A 17263-nucleotide genomic window follows, 5' to 3' on the forward strand; every position below is an offset into this window, starting at 1 on the left:
CCGATGGGTGACGGCCCTCGCTGCATTTCTCGATAGGGTCGGCGCGTGCTTCTCCGTGACCTCACCACCTTGCGCCTGGGCGGCCCCGCCGCGTCGTACGTCGAGGCGGCGACCGAGGCGGAGCTGGTCGCGGCCGTCACCGGCGCCGACGCGTCCGGTACCCCGGTCCTGCTCGTCGCGGGCGGCAGCAACCTGGTCGTGGCCGACGAGGGCTTCCCCGGGCTGGTCATCAAGATCGCCACCCGCGACATCCAGGCCGTGCCCGTCGACGGCGGAGTCGAGGTCACCGTCGCCGCAGGCGAGGGCTGGGACGACTTCGTCGCGCTCGCGGTGGCCGAGGGCTGGGTCGGCATCGAGGCGCTCTCCGGCATCCCCGGCGCCGTCGGCTCCACCCCGATCCAGAACGTCGGCGCCTACGGCCAGGAGGTCTCCGAGACCATCGCGCGCGTCCGCGTCTGGGACCGCGTGCTGCGGGGCGAGCGCACGTTCACCGGTGCCGAGTGCTCGTTCGGCTACCGACACAGCCGCTTCAAGGCAGACCCGGACCGTCACGTCGTCCTCAACGTGACCTTCCGGCTCGAGGTCGGCACCGAGGGCGCCCCCGTCAAGTACGCCGAGCTGGCGCGCACGCTCGGCGTCGAGCCGGGGGAGCGCGCGCCACTCGCCGCGGTTCGCACGACGGTCCTGGCCCTGCGCGCTGGCAAGGGCATGGTGCTGGACGCTGCCGACCACGACACCTGGAGCGCAGGGTCGTTCTTCACCAACCCGTTCCTGACGCCCGAGCAGGCGGAGTCGCTGCCCGAGGGCGCGCCCCGCTTCCCGCAGGCCGACGGCACGGTGAAGTCGAGCGCGGCGTGGCTCATCGACCACGCCGGCTTCGGCAAGGGCTACGGCGCCGACCGCCGTGGCGGCCGCGCGACCCTGTCGACGAAGCACACGCTGGCCCTCACCAACCGGGGCGCGGCCACCACCGCGGACCTGCTCGACCTGGCGCGCGAGGTGCGCGACGGCGTCGAGGCGAAGTTCGGCGTCCGCCTGGTCAACGAGCCGGTCTGCGTCGGCTGCGCGCTCTGAGCGGACTCAGCAGCCGTCGCCGAAGCAGTTCGTCGAGAACAGCGCGGTGAAGAAGATCGCCACCACAGCGACTCCGAGCACCAGCAGCACGGTGCCGATGATGCCCATGATGAACCCGGCCTGAGCGAATCCTCGCCCGCCGAGCTGACCCTGCGAGGCGTCGATCTGCTTCATCGACGAGCGGCCGAGGACGAGGGCGACCGGCGACAGCAGCAGGGTGAAGCCGTAGGCGCACATTCCGACGAGTGCAACAAGGCCGAGGATGAACGCGGCGATCGCGGACCCGTCGTTCGGCGGAGCGGGGTACCAGGGCTGCTGGCCGTAGTAGCCGCCCGGATGCGGGGGCTGCGGCACCGGAGGAACGCCGGGCTGCTCGGGCGGCACAGCGCCGTAGGGGTGGTGCGTCGGCGGGAGCGGAACGGTCGGCTCCTGCGGCGGGTTGTCCGGTGCGCCGGGGTACTGGGGCGTGCTCATGCACGCATCCAAACACGCTCAGGTGCGTCGTGAGGGCCGGTTGGGGTGGGTGATGAGCACCGTCACGGTCCACGCGGCGAGGACGCCGACGGCCACGCCGAGCCCGAGCCGTGGCTGCAGGGGCATCACGATGCCGATGCCTCCGCCGACCACCCAGGCCAGCTGCAGCAGCGTGTCGGATCGGGCGAACGCGCTGGCCTGGACCCGCTCGGGCACGTCGCGCTGGATCGTGGAGTCGAGGGAGAGCTTCGCCAGGGACTGGGCCAGGCCGGCGGTCAGGCCGAGCGCGAGCAGGGGGAGCAGCCCGTAGAAGAGGGCGGCGACCAAGGTCATCGCCGTCGCCCCGAGCAGGGCGATGACGACGGTCAGCGCGGGCTTCAGGCGTCGGACCAGCGAGGCGAGCGCGATCCCCAGGGTGTTGCCCAGTCCGGCGGCGCCGATGACCAGGCCGAGCAGCAGCTCGGGGCGTGCCGTCCAGCCGGCGACGGGGTGCTCGCGAAGCAGGAACGCCATGAACATCGTGAGGAAGCCCGAGAGCCACCGCGGACCGCAGTTGGCGCGGAGCGCGAAGGCCACGGCCGGCGGGATCCGCAGGCTGCGCTGGCCCCGCGCCTCGCCCTCCGTCTGCGGGGTGGAGGGGCCGGGCAGGAGCTCGAGCCGCACCTCGCCCGCCGCGGAGTCGACGCGCGCAGGCAGGCGGATGGCGAGGATGGTGGCGGCCACGAAGACCGCGAACGCGTAGCGCAGTGACCACTCGGGCCCCGCCCACGCAGCCAGCCCGGCGAGCGGCGCCGACACCGCGGCGCCGACGACACCCGCGAGCGAGATGCGCGCATTGGCCTTCACCAGGGGTACGCCGTGCGGCACCAGCCGCGGAGCCGCGGCCGCCTTGGTGACGCCGTACGCCTTCGACGCGACGAGCACGCCGAGCGCGGCGGGGAAGAGCCAGCGTGACTCCGTCGCGACGGCGGTCGCCAGCGTCCAGCAGAGGAACGCGCGGACCGCCATGGTGGCGCCGATCGCCCAGCGGCGCCCGTGGCCGACGCGGTCGAGGAACGGGCCGATCAGCGGCGCGAGCACCGCGAACGGGAGCATCGTCAGGCCGAGGAAGAGGGCCACCTGGCCTCGGGCCTCGCCGGTCGGCACCTGGAAGAAGAGCGTGCCGGCGAGCGAGATCGCGACGGCTGCATCGCCGGCTGCGTTGGCGGCGTGGAGGGCGATCAGCCGGGAGAGACCGGTCTGGCCGGCCCCCTCGGCGGTGGCCGCGCGCTGCGCTGCGGCGTACGTCGCCCGGCTGGCGCGGGCCGTGCCGCGGGCCGCCGACCCCGCGGCTCGTCGTACGCCGTGGGCCGTGCGCCGGGGCAGCTCGCCGTTCATGGACCCATCCTTGCCCACCGCTCCGACACCCGCTGCACAACCCGGCGCGACAATCCGGTTGGTCATGGTGGACAATCCACCTCGTGACACCACGCAGCGCATCGACCACCGCCCCGAGCGACACCGTTCTCCTGGGTGCTGTCGACCTTGCGCGCGAGGTCCTGCTCGAGCAGGTCGACGCCACGGACGTGGGCGCGGCGACCGCGGCTGTCCTCGAGGGCGAGCACGTCGTCACGCACTACTTCGCGTGCCTGCGCGCGGGCTACGTCGGCTGGACCTGGTCGGTCACGGTCACGCGCGCCGTCGACAGCGATCTCGTCACGGTCGACGAGGTCGTGCTGCTGCCGGGCGAGGACGCGATCATCGCTCCGCAGTGGGTCCCCTACAAGGACCGCATCCGTCCGGGCGACCTCTCTCCGGGTGACCTGCTCCCCGTGGAGGAGGACGACCCGCGCCTCGTGCCGACGTACTCCTTCGGCGACGACCCGCTCGACGCGGACGCGAAGGCGCAGGTGCGCCAGGTCGCCAAGGACCTCGGCCTGGGCCGGGTCCGCACGCTCTCGCCCGAGGGCATCGACCTCGCTGCCCAGCGGTGGCACGACGGCGACGGCGGTCCGGACACGCCGCTGGCCCAGTCGGCTCCGGCCAAGTGCTTCTCGTGCGGCTTCCTGCTGCGCCTCTCGGGCCACCTGGCCGAGACGTTCGGCGTCTGCGCCAACGGCAACGCCAACGACGACGGTCGCGTGGTCGCGCTCGGTCACGGCTGTGGCGCGCACTCCGAGGCGCAGCTCTCCAAGAAGCAGCAGCCGCTGCCGCCGGCCGAGCACGCGCACGACACGCTCACCTCGGACGAGCTCGAGACCCTCTGAGCCCGTCGAGACCCGCCTTCTGGCGCGCCGAGACCCGGGTTTTGGTGCGTTGAGTCGCGGGTTTTAGCGTCGTCAGCCGCGACGGGCGCGGCGCTTGCGGCAGATCTCGATGCCGAACAGGCCCAGGCCGAAGCCGGCCATGCAGGCCCACAGCCACCACAGGCGACCTGACTCCTCGAGCCTGCCGTAGAACGGCAGCAGCGCGAGGAACGCGATGAGCCACAGCACGGTGCCGATCTCCACGGTTCGTACGCCGTCGAGGTCGAGCGGCTCGACGTTGGCCACGAGGTAGGTGCGGCTGCCGATCTCGTGCACGGTCGGCTGCTCGTCGAGGGGATCCACGGTGGTCACCTTAGGGCAGCACGGACCGGATCTGCAGGCTGCGGAATACTTAGCAAGCCTAAAGAGTTGCGGCAGATGTGACCCCGACTCCTGACGCCCCCGCCGAGCTCTCGGCGGTGCTCCGTATCGCCGTCGCCCGCCTTGCCCGTCGGCTGCGCTCCGAGCGCGACCCCGAGCTGGACCTCGGCGTCGGCGCCCTCTCCGTCCTCGGACTGCTCCACCGTGACGGCCCGCAGACCGTCGGCTCGCTGGCCGAGTCGGAGCGGGTCAAGCCGCCCTCGATGACACGCACCGTCGGCTGCCTCGTCGACCGCGGCCTCGTCGAGCGCGCCCGCAGCGCCGAGGATGGTCGCCAGGTCGTCGTCGGGTTGAGCGAGGAGGGCCTCGCCACCGTGGAAGCGCAGCGCACCCGCCGCAACGCTTGGCTCTCCGTCCAACTCGCCGACCTCACCGCCGCAGAGCGGGACGTCCTGCGGGAGGCCGCCGTGCTGCTGAGGAGGCTCGCCGACGCATGAGCCCCACGTTCCGCGCCCTCTCCAACCCCAACTACCGGCGGTACGTCGCCGGCGGTGTCGTCTCCAACACCGGCACCTGGATGCAGCGCGTGGCGCAGGACTGGCTCGTGCTCGCGATCTCCGGCGGCAGCGGCACCGCCATCGGTGTCACGACCGGCCTGCAGTTCCTGCCGTTCCTCCTCGTCATGCCGTTCGCCGGCGTCGTCGCCGATCGCGTGCCCAAGCGCCGCCTGCTCCAGCTCACCAACGTCGCGATGGCGGTCCCCGCCCTGGTGCTCGGCCTGCTCGCCGTGTCGGGTCACGTGCAGACCTGGCACGTCTACGTGCTGGCGCTCCTGCTTGGCGTCGGGTCGGCGTTCGATGCACCGGCCCGGCAGTCGTTCGTCTCGGAGCTGGTCGTGCCCGAGGACCTGCCCAACGCGGTCGGTCTGAACTCGGCGAGCTTCAACGCCGCCCGGCTCGTCGGTCCCGGCCTGGCCGGCCTGCTGATCGCCTGGCTGGGCGGGGACGCGCAGGCGACCGGCTGGGTCATCCTGCTGAACGCCGCGACGTACGCCGCCCCGGTCTGGACCCTCGCGCGCCTCGACGAGGACCTCCTGGTCCCCGCGAAGCCCGTACGCCGCGGCCCCGGGGCCCTGCGCGAGGGCATTCGCTACGTGCGGGGGCGCCGCGACCTGATGGTCGTCCTCGCGGTCGTCTTCGTGGCCGGCACCTTCGGGCTCAACTTCCAGCTCACCTCCGCACTGATGGCCACGCACGTCTACGGGCGCGGTCCGGGGGAGTACGGCCTGCTCGGATCGATCCTCGCCCTCGGCAGCCTCGCCGGAGCGCTCGTCGCCGCGCGGCGCGAGACCCCGCGGCCGCGGCTGATCGTCGGGGGCGCGATCGTCTTCGGCCTCCTCGAGATGGCGGCGGGCTCCGCACCGTCGTACCTGCTCTTCGCGCTGGCCGCCCCGCTCCTCGGCTTCTCCGCGCTCACCATGATCACCTCGGCCAACGGCTACCTTCAGGTCACGACCGAGGCCGGCATGCGTGGTCGCGTGATGGCGCTCTACCTGACCGTCTTCATGGGCGGTACGCCGCTCGGCTCGCCGCTTGTCGGATGGGTGGGCGAGGCGTTCGGGCCGCGCTGGACCCTGTGGGTGGGTGGCGGCGTGACGGCCCTCGGTGCCCTCGCTGCGCACCTGCTCCTGGGGCGTCCGCGTGACCGGAGGATGAACGCTCGTGGCTCCGCAGGGGTGCCCGAGCGTGAGCAGTCCGAAGCCGTTTTGCCCTCGTAGACGGGGACGCGTAGGCTCACTCCTCGTGTCTGGCATGTCCAGACCGATCCGCCTGCCCGGAAACGGGCGGCCAGGGCACCACCGCTTGCGAGCGGGAGTTCCCTCATTGCCCACCCGGGCAGAGCGCCCGGGTGTGATGGAAAACCAAGAAAGGGAACCAACCGGTGCCCACTATTCAGCAGCTGGTCCGCAAGGGCCGCCAGGACAAGGTGTCGAAGACCAAGACGCCTGCCCTGAAGGGTTCGCCGCAGCGCCGTGGCGTCTGCACGCGTGTCTACACGACCACCCCGAAGAAGCCGAACTCCGCCCTCCGCAAGGTCGCCCGTGTGCGCCTGTCGTCGGGTGTCGAGGTCACGGCCTACATCCCCGGTGTCGGTCACAACCTGCAGGAGCACTCGATCGTGCTCGTCCGCGGCGGTCGTGTGAAGGACCTCCCCGGTGTTCGCTACAAGATCATCCGCGGCTCGCTCGACACGCAGGGCGTGAAGAACCGCAAGCAGGCCCGTTCGCGCTACGGCGCGAAGAAGGAGAAGTGACATGCCTCGTAAGGGTCCCGCTCCGAAGCGTCCGATCGACAACGACCCGGTCTACGGCTCGCCTGTCGTCACCCAGCTCGTCTCCAAGGTCCTGATCGACGGCAAGAAGGCCACCGCTCAGCGCATCGTCTACACCGCCCTCGAGGGCTGCCGCGAGAAGACCGGCACCGACCCGGTCGTCACGCTCAAGCGCGCGCTCGACAACGTGAAGCCGGCCATCGAGGTCAAGTCCCGCCGCGTCGGCGGTGCGACCTACCAGGTCCCGATCGAGGTCAAGGGCACGCGTGGCACCACGCTCGCGCTCCGCTGGCTCGTCGGCTACTCGCGCGACCGTCGTGAGAAGACGATGGCCGAGCGCCTCATGAACGAGATCCTCGACGCGAGCAACGGCCTCGGTGCCGCTGTGAAGAAGCGCGAGGACACGCACAAGATGGCCGAGTCCAACAAGGCCTTCGCGCACTACCGCTGGTGATCTGAGGCGGGGCGTACCCTCGGGTGCGTCCCGCCCCCACCGTTTCAACGACTTCCTAAGGAACGCGAACAAAAGTGGCTGTTGACATCACCACGGACCTCAGCATCGTCCGCAACATCGGCATCATGGCGCACATCGATGCCGGTAAGACCACCACCACCGAGCGCATCCTCTTCTACACCGGTATCTCGTACAAGATCGGTGAGGTCCACGAGGGCGCGGCCACGATGGACTGGATGGAGCAGGAGCAGGAGCGCGGCATCACGATCACGTCGGCCGCGACGACCTGCTGGTGGAAGAACCACCAGATCAACATCATCGACACCCCCGGTCACGTGGACTTCACGGTCGAGGTGGAGCGTTCGCTCCGCGTCCTCGACGGTGCTGTCGCGGTCTTCGACGGTGTCGCGGGCGTGGAGCCGCAGTCCATGACCGTGTGGCGCCAGGCCAACAAGTACAAGGTCCCCCGGATGTGCTTCGTCAACAAGCTTGACCGCACTGGTGGCGACTTCTACCGGGTTCTCGACACGATTGTCGCGAAGCTCAACTCGACCCCGGCCGTGTTGCAGCTCCCGATCGGTGCCGAGGGCGACTTCATCGGCGTTGTCGACCTGGTCGAGATGAACGCCAAGGTCTGGCGCGGCGAGACCCAGCAGGGCGAGGACTACGTGGTCGAGGAGATCCCCGCGGACCTGGCCGACAAGGCCGTCGAATGGCGCGAGAAGCTCGTCGAGACGGTCGCCGAGGCCGACGACGCGATCATGGAGGTCTACCTCGAGGAAGGCGACGTCTTCGACGTTCCCACCCTGAAGGCCGCCATCCGTCGCGCGACCCTGGCTGACAAGGTCAACCCGATCCTCTGCGGCACGGCCTTCAAGAACAAGGGCGTCCAGCCCCTGCTCGACGCGGTCATCGACTACCTGCCGTCGCCGCTCGACGTCGAGTCGATCGTCGGCCACTCGCCCAAGGACGAGGACGTCGAGATCCTCCGGCAGCCGTCGGACGACGAGCCGCTCGCGGCCCTCGCGTTCAAGATCGCGACCGACCCGCACCTCGGCAAGCTCATCTTCGTGCGCGTCTACTCCGGTCAGCTCACCGCTGGCTCCACCGTGCTCAACGCGAGCAACGGCAAGAAGGAGCGCATCGGCAAGGTCTACCAGATGCACGCCAACAAGCGTGAGGAGATCGCGTCGGTCGGCGCCGGCCAGATCGTTGCCGTCATGGGTCTCAAGGAGACCAAGACCGGTCACACGCTGGCTGACCCGCAGAACCCGGTCGTTCTCGAGTCGATGACGTTCCCGGCCCCGGTCATCGAGGTCGCGATCGAGCCGAAGACGAAGTCCGACCAGGAGAAGCTGGGTGTCGCCATCCAGCGCCTCTCCGAGGAGGACCCGACCTTCGTCGTCAAGACCGACGAGGAGACCGGCCAGACCATCATCGCCGGCATGGGCGAGCTCCACCTCGACATCCTCGTCGACCGCATGAAGCGCGAGTTCAAGGTCGAGGCGACCGTCGGCAAGCCGCAGGTCGCGTACCGCGAGACGATCCGTGGCACCGTCACCGGTCACAGCTACACGCACAAGAAGCAGACCGGTGGTACGGGTCAGTTCGCCAAGGTCCTCATCAACCTTGAGCCGAACATCAACCCGGAGACCGGCCTCGGTGCTGGCTACGAGTTCGTCAACACCGTCACGGGTGGTCGCGTTCCGCGCGAGTACATCCCGTCGGTCGACGCTGGTGCCCAGGACGCGATGCAGTTCGGCATCCTGGCCGGCTACCCGATGGTGGACATCAAGTTCACGCTCACCGACGGTGCCTACCACGACGTCGACTCCTCGGAGCTCGCGTTCAAGATCGCCGGCGCCCAGGCCTTCAAGGAGGCCGCCCGCATGGCCAAGCCGGTCCTGCTGGAGCCGATGTTCGCCGTTGAGGTCACGACCCCCGAGGACTACCTCGGCACCGTGATCGGCGACATCAACTCCCGCCGTGGCCAGATCCGCGCGCAGGAGGAGCGTCACGGCGACCTCGTCGTGTCCGCCCTTGTGCCGCTGTCCGAGATGTTCGGGTACGTTGGTGACCTTCGGTCGAAGACCTCGGGTCAGGCCTCGTACTCGATGGAGTTCGACTCGTACGCTGAGGTTCCCACGAACGTCGCCGACGAGATCATCAAGAAGGTCCGCGGCGAGTAATTCGCCAACGGCACTTCGGCACTGCACCATTCAACGAGTCAAGTAACAAACACACCCAGGAGGAGCCCCAGTGGCTAAGGCGAAGTTCGAGCGGACGAAGCCGCACGTCAACATCGGCACGATCGGTCACATCGACCACGGTAAGACGACCCTTACCGCGGCGATCACCAAGGTGCTGCACGACGCGTACCCGGACCTGAACCCGTTCACGCCGTTCGACGAGATCGACAAGGCTCCCGAGGAGCGCCAGCGCGGTATCACGATCTCGATCGCGCACGTCGAGTACCAGACCGAGGGTCGTCACTACGCGCACGTCGACTGCCCCGGTCACGCGGACTACATCAAGAACATGATCACCGGTGCCGCCCAGATGGACGGCGCGATCCTGGTCGTGGCCGCCACCGACGGTCCGATGCCGCAGACGCGTGAGCACGTTCTTCTCGCCCGCCAGGTCGGCGTTCCCGCCCTGGTCGTCGCGCTGAACAAGTGCGACATGGTCGACGACGAGGAGCTCATCGAGCTCGTCGAGATGGAGGTGCGCGAGCTCCTCTCCGAGTACGAGTTCCCGGGCGACGACATCCCGGTCGTTCGCGTTGCGGCCTTCCCGGCCCTCAACGGCGACGCCGAGTGGGGCCAGTCGGTCCTCAACCTGATGGCTGCCGTCGACGAGTACATCCCCCAGCCCGAGCGTGAGACGGACAAGCCGTTCCTCATGCCGGTCGAGGACGTCTTCACGATCACCGGTCGTGGCACCGTCATCACGGGTCGTATCGAGCGCGGCATCGTCAAGGTCGGTGAGGAGGTCGAGATCATCGGCATCCGCGAGGTCGCCCAGAAGTCGACCGTCACCGGCGTCGAGATGTTCCGCAAGCTCCTCGACGAGGGCCAGGCTGGCGAGAACGTCGGTCTGCTGCTCCGTGGCACGAAGCGCGAGGACATCGAGCGCGGCATGGTCGTCATCAAGCCGGGTACGACCACCCCGCACACGAACTTCGACGCGTCGGTCTACATCCTCTCCAAGGAGGAGGGCGGCCGTCACACGCCGTTCTTCAACAACTACCGTCCGCAGTTCTACTTCCGTACGACTGACGTGACCGGCGTTGTGACCCTTCCCGAGGGCACCGAGATGGTCATGCCTGGTGACAACACCGAGATGGCCGTCGAGCTCATCCAGCCCATCGCCATGGACGAGGGCCTCCGCTTCGCGATCCGTGAGGGTGGCCGCACCGTCGGCGCCGGCCGGGTCACCAAGATCACCAAGTGATCTGACCTGAAGCACTGAAAGTCCCCGTCTCCCGCAAGGGAGGCGGGGACTTTCGCCATTTCGGGGCCGGGGCAGCGCGCGCCTAGAATCGGCGCGCCATGAACGACGCACCTGACGCCACCGCCGAGCCTGTCCGCGAGTCCTTCGACAAGGCCGGCAAGCTCGCCCGGTCCCGCAACGCCAGCCCGGAGGCGCGTCCCGGCGTACAGCTGAGCGAGGACGGCACGCCCCTGCGCGGCGTCCTGTCGTACTCGCGTCGCGGCAGCCGCTTCACGCAGAAGCAGGCGGCGGCGTGGGAGCTCCGTGCCGCCGAGTGGGTCATCGGTCCCGAGCGCGTCATGGACATCGCCGTGCCGCTGGACATCAATCAGGAGTGGTTCGGCCGCCAGGCGCCGCTGTACGTCGAGATCGGCTCGGGTGTGGGGGAGACGACGGCGTCGTTCGCCGCCGCGCACCCCGAGGTCAACGTGCTCGCGTTCGAGGTCTGGCTCCCGGGCGTGGCCGACACGCTGGCCCGGCTCGAGGCGGACGGCACCGCCAACGCGCGGCTCTGCACGGTGGACGCAGCGTGGTCCATCACCGAGCTCTTCGCCCCCGGCACGATCACCGAGCTGTGGACGCTCTTCCCCGACCCGTGGCACAAGTCGCGCCACCACAAGCGTCGCCTCGTCAACCAGCCGTTCGTCGGCACCGCTGCGAGCCGGCTCGTCGACGGTGGCGTCTGGCGCCTCGCCACCGACTGGCCCGACTACACCGAGCACATGCTCGAGGTCTTCGCCACCGAGCCGACGCTCGTCGGCGGGGTGGGGGAGCGCTGGACCGAGCGCCCCGTGACCAAGTTCGAGCGCCGCGGGCTCGCCGAGGGCCGCGGGTCCGACGACCTCACCTACCGCTACACCCGCCCGGAGGCCTGACATGGAGCTGGTCATGAACGCCGCGCAGATCGGCGAGGTCATCAGCCTGGCCACCGGCCGCGACGAGGCGCCGTTCGTCATCGACGAGATCGAGCCGGGACGACTCGTCGTCCGGCTCCCGTTCCAGCAGCGCATGTTGCGGCCGGGCGGCACGCTCTCGGGCCCCGCGCTCTTCACCGCTGCCGACCTGGCGATGTGGGTCGCGGTGATGGCGCACTACGGCCCCGTGGTCGCTGCGGTCACGGCGAACCTCAGCATCAACTTCCTCTCGCGCGGCGAACCCGGGGACATCCTCGCCGAGGTGCGCCTGCTCAAGAAGGGCCGCCGGCTGGCAGTCATGGACATCGGCCTCTTCTCCGCGGCCGACCCCAAGACGCGGATCGCCCACGTCACCGGCTCGTACGCCATCCCGCCGGAGGCTCCGTCCGCCTGATCCGCCCCGGTCCCGGACATGGCGAAGGCCCGCTCCCCCAAAAGGGAGCGGGCCTTCGTCGTACGTGCGGGTGGTCAGCAGGCCTTGGCGTACGTGCCGACGGTCGTTGCCGGCACGGACTCGGGCGCGCGGCCCTTGGCCAGTGAGTACTGACGGAGCCAGTCCATCTGCATGCGGCTCTGGTTCATGGTCTTGCCCGGCACGGCAGCCATCCGGAAGCGGACCGTGAACGGAACGCCAGACAGGGCGTCGGGGCGCTTCTCGGTGCGGATCGCCTTCGCGTTGACGTACCAGGTGATGCGGGTCTTCGTGACCTCGACTGCGAACACGTTCCATACATCGGTGCGGAGGTTCGGCCGCGTGGTGCTGGCGGAGTACTCGACGTTCGGCAGGTTGCGGATCTTCAGGTTGGCCGTGTGCGACCCGAGCTTGTAGCCCTCGAAGACGATGTTGCGGGCGCCGCAGTGCTCGTCGGCGGAGCCTGCCGGGATGAGCTCGGTCCGCACCGTGTAGTTGGCGGCCGCGGTGGAGTAGCGCTTGGACCGCAGGCGGATCTCCCAGCGGCCCGTCGTGGCGCCGGGCCGGTGCAGGGTCGCGGTGACGGAGCCCTTGCGCCCGGTGTTGAGCGTGAGCATCCCGTTCTGGTTGCGGATGAGCTTCGCGCTCGAGCGGCCCCAGATGCTCTTGACCGGACCGACGAAGTCGTCCTGCCAGATCGGCTTGCCCCAGTTGTACTCGGTCTGGGCGTTGACCGGCCCCCAGATCGTTGCGTTGGCCGGCTGCAGGGGCGCGAGGAGCGCAAGGGCGGCGGCCAGGATGGCGATTCGGCGTACTGCACGGTGAACGAACATGTCCAGCACCGTAAGCGACACACCATGCAATCCCCATATCCCCACGCTGCGGGGGAGCGTGCGCTAGCGATTTGGAGCGCCGCCCGATCTCTGACAAGATAGCCCGGTTGCTCCGGCGGGTTGCCGGGGTGCGACACACATCTTGACTACTGAATCGCTCCTCCTGTGACGAGTCGGTGGTTGTGCTGTGGCCGCACCGATCCAGGAGACCCGATTCCAGTCCGATAAACCGTCGGACGCACCGCACAACACCACAAGGCCTACCCGGGGCCGGCGATTCGTTGCGAAGCAAAATACGCGACACGCCCGACCGCGGGGGTCGAGTGGGGTGGGGAACAACAGGCGGGACGGCTTCACCCGGAGCCGATCTCGACACAGAACGCTGGTGTCGGCGAGAGTCCGGCACTGACACGAAGGACGAGAGAGACCTATGGCGGGACAGAAGATCCGCATCAGGCTCAAGGCCTATGACCACGAGGTGATCGACACCTCGGCGCGCAAGATCGTTGACACCGTGACCCGTACGGGCGCGAAGGTCGCCGGCCCGGTGCCGCTGCCGACCGAGAAGAACGTCTACTGCGTCATCCGCTCGCCGCACAAGTACAAGGACTCGCGCGAGCACTTCGAGATGCGCACGCACAAGCGCCTTATCGACATCATCGACCCGACGCCGAAGACCGTCGACTCGCTCATGCGTCTCGACCTGCCTGCCGGCGTCGACATCGAGATCAAGCTCTGAGGTAGATCGAGATGACTAACGAGCGCAACGTGAAGGGTCTGCTGGGCACCAAGCTCGGCATGACGCAGACCTGGGACGAGAACAACAAGATCGTCCCCCTGACTGTCGTTTCCGCGGCGACCAACGTCGTCACCGCGGTTCGCAAGGTCGAGACCGACGGCTACAACGCCGTGCAGGTCGGCTACGGCGAGATCGACGGCCGCAAGGTGAGCAAGCCGGACGCCGGCCAGTTCGCCAAGGCCGGTGTGACGCCCCGCCGCCACCTGGTCGAGATCCGCACCGCTGACGCCGCGTCCTTCGCCGCTGGCCAGGAGTTGTCCGTCGAGACGTTCGCCGCTGGCGACATCATCGACGTGTCCGGCACCTCCAAGGGCAAGGGCTTCGCCGGTGTCATGAAGCGTCACGGCTTTGCCGGTGTCTCCGCTTCGCACGGTGCCCACCGCAACCACCGCAAGCCCGGTTCCATCGGTGCCTGCGCGACCCCCGGTCGCGTCTTCAAGGGCATGCGCATGGCCGGCCGCATGGGTGGCGACGCCGTGACCACGCAGAACGTCACGATCCACGCGATCGACGCTGAGCGCGGCCTGGTCCTCCTCAAGGGTGCCGTCCCCGGCCCCAAGGGTGGTCTCGTGGTTCTCCGCTCCGCCGCGAAGAAGGAGGCCTCCAAGTGAGCACCCTCAAGGTCGAGCTCCCCGTCGAGATCTTCGACGTCGAGCCGAACATCCCGCTGATCCACCAGGTCGTCGTCGCCCAGCAGGCTGCTGCCCGCCAGGGCACCGCGAAGACCAAGACGCGCGCCGAGGTGCGCGGTGGTGGTCGCAAGCCGTACAAGCAGAAGGGCACCGGCCGCGCCCGTCAGGGTTCGACCCGCGCTCCGCAGTTCGCCGGTGGTGGCGTCGTTCACGGTCCGCAGCCGCGTGACTACGACCAGCGCACCCCCAAGAAGATGAAGGCCGCTGCGCTCAAGGGCGCCCTGTCGGACCGCGCCCGCAACGGCCGGATCCACGTGGTCGAGTCGCTCGTGTCGGGTGAGAAGCCGTCCACGAAGGCCGCCATCGCGTCCCTCGCCGGTCTCTCGGACCGCACGAAGTTCCTCGTGGTCCTCGAGCGTGGCGACAACCTCACCTGGCTGTCGCTCCGCAACGCGGCGAACGTCCACATCATCGCCGTCGACCAGCTGAACACGTACGACGTTCTGCTCTCCGACGACGTGGTCTTCACCAAGGGTGCGTACGACGCGTTCGTCGCCCCGAAGGCTGCCAAGGCTGAGGAGGCTTCCGCATGAGCACCCTGTACAAGGACCACCGCGACATCCTGCTCGCGCCGGTCGTGTCCGAGAAGAGCTACGCCCTCCTCGACGCGAACAAGTACACCTTCCTGGTGCACCCGGACGCGAACAAGACCGAGATCAAGATCGCCGTTGAGAAGGTCTTCAACGTCAAGGTCACCTCGGTGAACACCATCAACCGTGTCGGCAAGACCCGCCGCACCCGGACTGGCCTCGGCAAGCGCAAGGACACCAAGCGCGCCATCGTCAGCCTGGCCGAGGGTCACTCGATCGACATCTTCGGAGGTCAGGCCTGATGGGCATCCGCAAGTACAAGCCGACTACGCCGGGCCGTCGTGGCTCGTCGGTCGCCGACTTCGTCGAGATCACTCGCTCGACGCCGGAGAAGTCGCTCACGCGTCCGCTCCCGAAGACCGGTGGCCGTAACAACCAGGGTCGCATCACGACCCGCCACATTGGTGGCGGTCACAAGCGTGCCTACCGCGTCATCGACTTCAAGCGTTACGACAAGGACGGCGTGCCGGCCAAGGTCGCTCACATCGAGTACGACCCCAACCGCACCGCGCGCATCGCGCTCCTTCACTTCGCTGACGGCGAGAAGCGCTACATCATCGCGCCGAAGGGCGTCACGCAGGGCACCGCGATCGAGGCCGGCGTCAACGCCGACATCAAGCCGGGCAACAACCTGCCGCTGCGCAACATCCCCGTCGGTACGACGATCCACTGCATCGAGCTCCGTCCCGGTGGCGGCGCGAAGATCGCTCGCTCGGCCGGCATGTCGGCCCAGCTCGTCGCCCGTGAGGGTTCGCGCGCCACGCTGCGTATGCCTTCGGGCGAGATGCGCTTCGTCGACGTGCGCTGCCGCGCCACGATCGGCGAGGTCGGCAACGCCGAGCAGTCGAACATCAACTGGGGCAAGGCCGGCCGCATGCGCTGGAAGGGCGTCCGCCCGACCGTCCGTGGTGTCGTCATGAACCCGGTCGACCACCCGCACGGTGGTGGCGAGGGCAAGACCTCCGGTGGTCGTCACCCGGTCTCCCCGTGGGGCAAGCCCGAGGGCCGCACGCGCAAGCGCAAGGCCAGCGACTCCCAGATCATCCGTCGCCGCAAGTCCGGAAAGGGCCGCAAGTAATGCCGCGCAGTCTCAAGAAGGGCCCCTTCGTCGACGGCCACCTGCTCAAGAAGGTGGACGCCGAGAACGAGAAGGGCACCCACAACGTCATCAAGACCTGGTCGCGCCGCTCCATGATCCTGCCGTCCTTCATCGGACACACGATCGCGGTGCACGACGGTCGCAAGCACGTTCCGGTCTTCGTCTCCGACTCCATGGTTGGTCACAAGCTCGGTGAGTTCGCTCCGACGCGTACCTACAAGGGCCACGTGAAGGAAGACCGGAAGGGGAAGCGTCGATGACCGCCGCTGCTCGTACCGCCACGAGCGACCGTCGCAAGTCGCTCCTGGGTGACCAGCCGGGCGCGTTCGCCGTTGCCCGTTTCCAGCGCATCACGCCGATGAAGGCCCGCCGTGTCGTCGACATGGTCCGTGGTCTTCCGGTCGACGACGCTCTGTCGCTGCTGCAGTTCGCTCCGCAGGCTGCCGCTGAGACCGTCTACAAGGTGCTCGAGTCCGCGATCGCGAACGCCGAGACCACCGAGGGCCTCAACGCCGCCGACCTGGTCGTCAGCGTTGCCCGCGTGGACGAGGGTCCGACGATGAAGCGCTGGCGTCCGCGTGCCCAGGGCCGCGCAACGCGCATCAACAAGCGCACCTCGCACATCACGCTCGTCGTTCAGCCGAAGGAGGCCTGAGCATGGGTCAGAAGATCCACCCGAACGGCTTCCGTCTCGGCATCTCGACCGACCACAAGTCGCGTTGGTACGCCGACAAGCTGTACTCCGCGTACGTCGGTGAGGACGTCGCGATCCGCAAGCTCCTCTCCAAGGGCATGGACCGCGCCGGCATCGCCAAGGTCGAGATCGAGCGCACCCGCGACCGCGTCCGTGTGGACATCCACACCGCGCGTCCGGGCATCGTGATCGGTCGCCGTGGCGCCGAGGCCGACCGCATCCGCGGCGAGCTCGAGAAGCTCACCGGCAAGCAGGTCCAGCTCAACATCCTCGAGGTCAAGAACCCCGAGATCGAGGCGCAGCTCGTCGCCCAGGGTGTTGCTGAGCAGCTCTCCGGTCGCGTGCAGTTCCGTCGTGCGATGAAGAAGGCCATCCAGACCTCGATGCGTTCTGGCGCCAAGGGCGTCAAGATCCAGTGCTCGGGCCGCCTCAACGGCGCCGAGATGTCGCGCACCGAGTTCTACCGCGAGGGTCAGGTTCCGCTGCACACGCTGCGTGCCGACATCGACTACGGCTTCTACGAGGCCAAGACGACCTTCGGCCGCATCGGCGTGAAGGTCTGGATCTACAAGGGCGAGGTCGCGGGCACCCGCGCCGAGCGTGAGGCGCAGGCTGCGGCCCGTGCCGGTGCGCCCGGCCGTGGTGGCCGTCCGGCCGGCCGTGGCGGCGAGCGTCCGAACCGTGGTTCGCGCGGCGACCGTCCGGCCCGCGCTGACCGCGCCGAGGCTCCCGCCGAGGCCACCGCCGCCGTCGAGGCGCCGGCTGCCGAGGCTGCTACCACCGGTCAGGAGGGCTGACG

Annotated in this window: 22 protein-coding genes; 18 read left to right on the forward strand and 4 right to left on the reverse strand. The window is 68.9% G+C overall.

Annotated features, from left to right (window positions below; all coding sequences use genetic code 11):
* Positions 1-45 precede the first annotated feature (45 nt).
* Positions 46-1074, forward strand: a complete 1029-nt coding sequence (locus EPD65_RS15120) for a UDP-N-acetylmuramate dehydrogenase (protein ID WP_131585608.1) — start codon at positions 46-48, stop codon at positions 1072-1074.
* 6 nt (positions 1075-1080) lie between these two features.
* Here the strand turns inward: EPD65_RS15120 and EPD65_RS15125 are convergent, their stop codons facing one another.
* Both EPD65_RS15125 and EPD65_RS15130 read right to left on the reverse strand, forming a co-directional pair.
* Positions 1081-1548, reverse strand: coding sequence for a DUF4190 domain-containing protein (locus EPD65_RS15125; RefSeq protein ID WP_131585610.1), 468 nt, complete (start codon positions 1546-1548; stop codon positions 1081-1083).
* Positions 1549-1566: 18 nt separating this feature from the next.
* Entirely contained in the window at positions 1567-2925 is a 1359-nt protein-coding gene (locus tag EPD65_RS15130) for an MFS transporter (RefSeq protein WP_131585612.1), read from the reverse strand.
* An 83-nt stretch (positions 2926-3008) separates the two neighbouring features.
* Here EPD65_RS15130 and EPD65_RS15135 point away from each other — a divergent pair, with 83 nt between their 5' ends.
* A complete protein-coding gene (locus tag EPD65_RS15135; protein ID WP_243640624.1) occupies positions 3009-3794 on the forward strand; it encodes a DUF3027 domain-containing protein in 786 nt (261 codons plus the stop codon).
* A gap of 72 nt (positions 3795-3866) precedes the next feature.
* On the opposite strand, the gene EPD65_RS15140 is transcribed toward EPD65_RS15135, so the two are convergent.
* The gene (locus EPD65_RS15140) at positions 3867-4136 is read right to left on the reverse strand and encodes a DUF2530 domain-containing protein (protein WP_243640625.1); all 270 of its coding nucleotides are present in this window, start codon (positions 4134-4136) and stop codon (positions 3867-3869) included.
* Positions 4137-4213: 77 nt separating this feature from the next.
* Between EPD65_RS15140 and EPD65_RS15145 the strand changes: the two genes are divergently transcribed.
* From EPD65_RS15145 to EPD65_RS15180, 8 genes are all read left to right on the forward strand, one after another.
* A complete protein-coding gene (locus EPD65_RS15145) occupies positions 4214-4651 on the forward strand; it encodes a MarR family winged helix-turn-helix transcriptional regulator (RefSeq protein ID WP_131585614.1) in 438 nt (145 codons plus the stop codon).
* The gene (locus EPD65_RS15150; protein WP_131585616.1) at positions 4648-5931 is read left to right on the forward strand and encodes an MFS transporter; all 1284 of its coding nucleotides are present in this window, start codon (positions 4648-4650) and stop codon (positions 5929-5931) included. The genes EPD65_RS15145 and EPD65_RS15150 overlap by 4 nt, the downstream gene beginning before the upstream one ends.
* 164 nt (positions 5932-6095) lie before the next feature.
* On the forward strand, positions 6096-6467 hold the full coding sequence (gene rpsL / locus EPD65_RS15155) for a 30S ribosomal protein S12 (RefSeq protein WP_107700762.1): 372 nt from the start codon (positions 6096-6098) through the stop codon (positions 6465-6467).
* A gap of 1 nt (position 6468) precedes the next feature.
* The gene (gene rpsG, locus EPD65_RS15160; RefSeq protein WP_131585618.1) at positions 6469-6939 is read left to right on the forward strand and encodes a 30S ribosomal protein S7; all 471 of its coding nucleotides are present in this window, start codon (positions 6469-6471) and stop codon (positions 6937-6939) included.
* 74 nt (positions 6940-7013) lie between these two features.
* Positions 7014-9128 carry an elongation factor G gene (gene fusA, locus EPD65_RS15165; protein ID WP_131585620.1) on the forward strand — a complete coding sequence of 705 codons (2115 nt, stop codon included), beginning with the start codon at positions 7014-7016 and terminating at the stop codon, positions 9126-9128.
* Between the two features lie 70 nt (positions 9129-9198).
* The gene (tuf, locus tag EPD65_RS15170; RefSeq protein WP_131585621.1) at positions 9199-10392 is read left to right on the forward strand and encodes an elongation factor Tu; all 1194 of its coding nucleotides are present in this window, start codon (positions 9199-9201) and stop codon (positions 10390-10392) included.
* 98 nt (positions 10393-10490) lie between these two features.
* On the forward strand, positions 10491-11306 hold the full coding sequence (gene trmB, locus EPD65_RS15175; RefSeq protein WP_131585623.1) for a tRNA (guanosine(46)-N7)-methyltransferase TrmB: 816 nt from the start codon (positions 10491-10493) through the stop codon (positions 11304-11306).
* A gap of 13 nt (positions 11307-11319) precedes the next feature.
* Positions 11320-11739: a PaaI family thioesterase gene (locus EPD65_RS15180; protein WP_131585625.1), complete on the forward strand. Its 420-nt coding sequence runs from the start codon at positions 11320-11322 to the stop codon at positions 11737-11739.
* A 74-nt stretch (positions 11740-11813) separates the two neighbouring features.
* Here the strand turns inward: EPD65_RS15180 and EPD65_RS15185 are convergent, their stop codons facing one another.
* Positions 11814-12590: a LamG domain-containing protein gene (locus EPD65_RS15185; protein WP_131585627.1), complete on the reverse strand. Its 777-nt coding sequence runs from the start codon at positions 12588-12590 to the stop codon at positions 11814-11816.
* A 430-nt stretch (positions 12591-13020) separates the two neighbouring features.
* On the opposite strand from EPD65_RS15185, the gene rpsJ reads away from it, so the two are divergent.
* The 8 genes from rpsJ to rpsC are packed head-to-tail and all read left to right on the forward strand — an operon-like array spanning position 13021 to position 17261.
* Positions 13021-13329 carry a 30S ribosomal protein S10 gene (gene rpsJ / locus EPD65_RS15190; RefSeq protein ID WP_008360994.1) on the forward strand — a complete coding sequence of 103 codons (309 nt, stop codon included), beginning with the start codon at positions 13021-13023 and terminating at the stop codon, positions 13327-13329.
* 11 nt (positions 13330-13340) lie between these two features.
* Positions 13341-14000, forward strand: a complete 660-nt coding sequence (rplC, locus tag EPD65_RS15195) for a 50S ribosomal protein L3 (protein ID WP_131585629.1) — start codon at positions 13341-13343, stop codon at positions 13998-14000.
* A complete protein-coding gene (gene rplD, locus EPD65_RS15200; protein ID WP_131585631.1) occupies positions 13997-14614 on the forward strand; it encodes a 50S ribosomal protein L4, sunset domain variant in 618 nt (205 codons plus the stop codon). Before rplC ends, rplD begins: the two co-directional genes overlap by 4 nt.
* Positions 14611-14913 carry a 50S ribosomal protein L23 gene (gene rplW, locus EPD65_RS15205; protein ID WP_131585633.1) on the forward strand — a complete coding sequence of 101 codons (303 nt, stop codon included), beginning with the start codon at positions 14611-14613 and terminating at the stop codon, positions 14911-14913. Before rplD ends, rplW begins: the two co-directional genes overlap by 4 nt.
* Positions 14913-15749, forward strand: coding sequence for a 50S ribosomal protein L2 (gene rplB / locus EPD65_RS15210; protein WP_131585635.1), 837 nt, complete (start codon positions 14913-14915; stop codon positions 15747-15749). Before rplW ends, rplB begins: the two co-directional genes overlap by 1 nt.
* Positions 15749-16030: a 30S ribosomal protein S19 gene (gene rpsS, locus EPD65_RS15215; RefSeq protein ID WP_107700753.1), complete on the forward strand. Its 282-nt coding sequence runs from the start codon at positions 15749-15751 to the stop codon at positions 16028-16030. Before rplB ends, rpsS begins: the two co-directional genes overlap by 1 nt.
* Positions 16027-16425, forward strand: coding sequence for a 50S ribosomal protein L22 (rplV, locus tag EPD65_RS15220; protein WP_131585637.1), 399 nt, complete (start codon positions 16027-16029; stop codon positions 16423-16425). Before rpsS ends, rplV begins: the two co-directional genes overlap by 4 nt.
* A gap of 2 nt (positions 16426-16427) precedes the next feature.
* Positions 16428-17261: a 30S ribosomal protein S3 gene (gene rpsC / locus EPD65_RS15225; protein ID WP_131585639.1), complete on the forward strand. Its 834-nt coding sequence runs from the start codon at positions 16428-16430 to the stop codon at positions 17259-17261.
* Positions 17262-17263: the final 2 nt, after the last annotated feature.

Source organism: Nocardioides jejuensis, from assembly GCF_004337475.1.
Classification (GTDB): Bacteria; Actinomycetota; Actinomycetes; order Propionibacteriales; family Nocardioidaceae; genus Nocardioides; species Nocardioides jejuensis.

Excerpts from the sequence above, each read along its gene's own strand:
- EPD65_RS15125 (WP_131585610.1), bottom strand. The coding sequence starts at position 1,548 with ATGAGCACGCCCCAGTACCCCGGCGCACCGGACAACCCGCCGCAGGAG.
- EPD65_RS15130 (WP_131585612.1), bottom strand. The coding sequence starts at position 2,925 with ATGAACGGCGAGCTGCCCCGGCGCACGGCCCACGGCGTACGACGAGCC.
- EPD65_RS15150 (WP_131585616.1), top strand. The coding sequence starts at position 4,648 with ATGAGCCCCACGTTCCGCGCCCTCTCCAACCCCAACTACCGGCGGTAC.
- rpsG (WP_131585618.1), top strand. The coding sequence starts at position 6,469 with ATGCCTCGTAAGGGTCCCGCTCCGAAGCGTCCGATCGACAACGACCCG.
- trmB (WP_131585623.1), top strand. The coding sequence starts at position 10,491 with ATGAACGACGCACCTGACGCCACCGCCGAGCCTGTCCGCGAGTCCTTC.
- EPD65_RS15180 (WP_131585625.1), top strand. The coding sequence starts at position 11,320 with ATGAACGCCGCGCAGATCGGCGAGGTCATCAGCCTGGCCACCGGCCGC.
- EPD65_RS15185 (WP_131585627.1), bottom strand. The coding sequence starts at position 12,590 with ATGTTCGTTCACCGTGCAGTACGCCGAATCGCCATCCTGGCCGCCGCC.
- rpsJ (WP_008360994.1), top strand. The coding sequence starts at position 13,021 with ATGGCGGGACAGAAGATCCGCATCAGGCTCAAGGCCTATGACCACGAG.
- rplC (WP_131585629.1), top strand. The coding sequence starts at position 13,341 with ATGACTAACGAGCGCAACGTGAAGGGTCTGCTGGGCACCAAGCTCGGC.
- rplW (WP_131585633.1), top strand. The coding sequence starts at position 14,611 with ATGAGCACCCTGTACAAGGACCACCGCGACATCCTGCTCGCGCCGGTC.
- rplB (WP_131585635.1), top strand. The coding sequence starts at position 14,913 with ATGGGCATCCGCAAGTACAAGCCGACTACGCCGGGCCGTCGTGGCTCG.
- rpsS (WP_107700753.1), top strand. The coding sequence starts at position 15,749 with ATGCCGCGCAGTCTCAAGAAGGGCCCCTTCGTCGACGGCCACCTGCTC.
- rplV (WP_131585637.1), top strand. The coding sequence starts at position 16,027 with ATGACCGCCGCTGCTCGTACCGCCACGAGCGACCGTCGCAAGTCGCTC.
- rpsC (WP_131585639.1), top strand. The coding sequence starts at position 16,428 with ATGGGTCAGAAGATCCACCCGAACGGCTTCCGTCTCGGCATCTCGACC.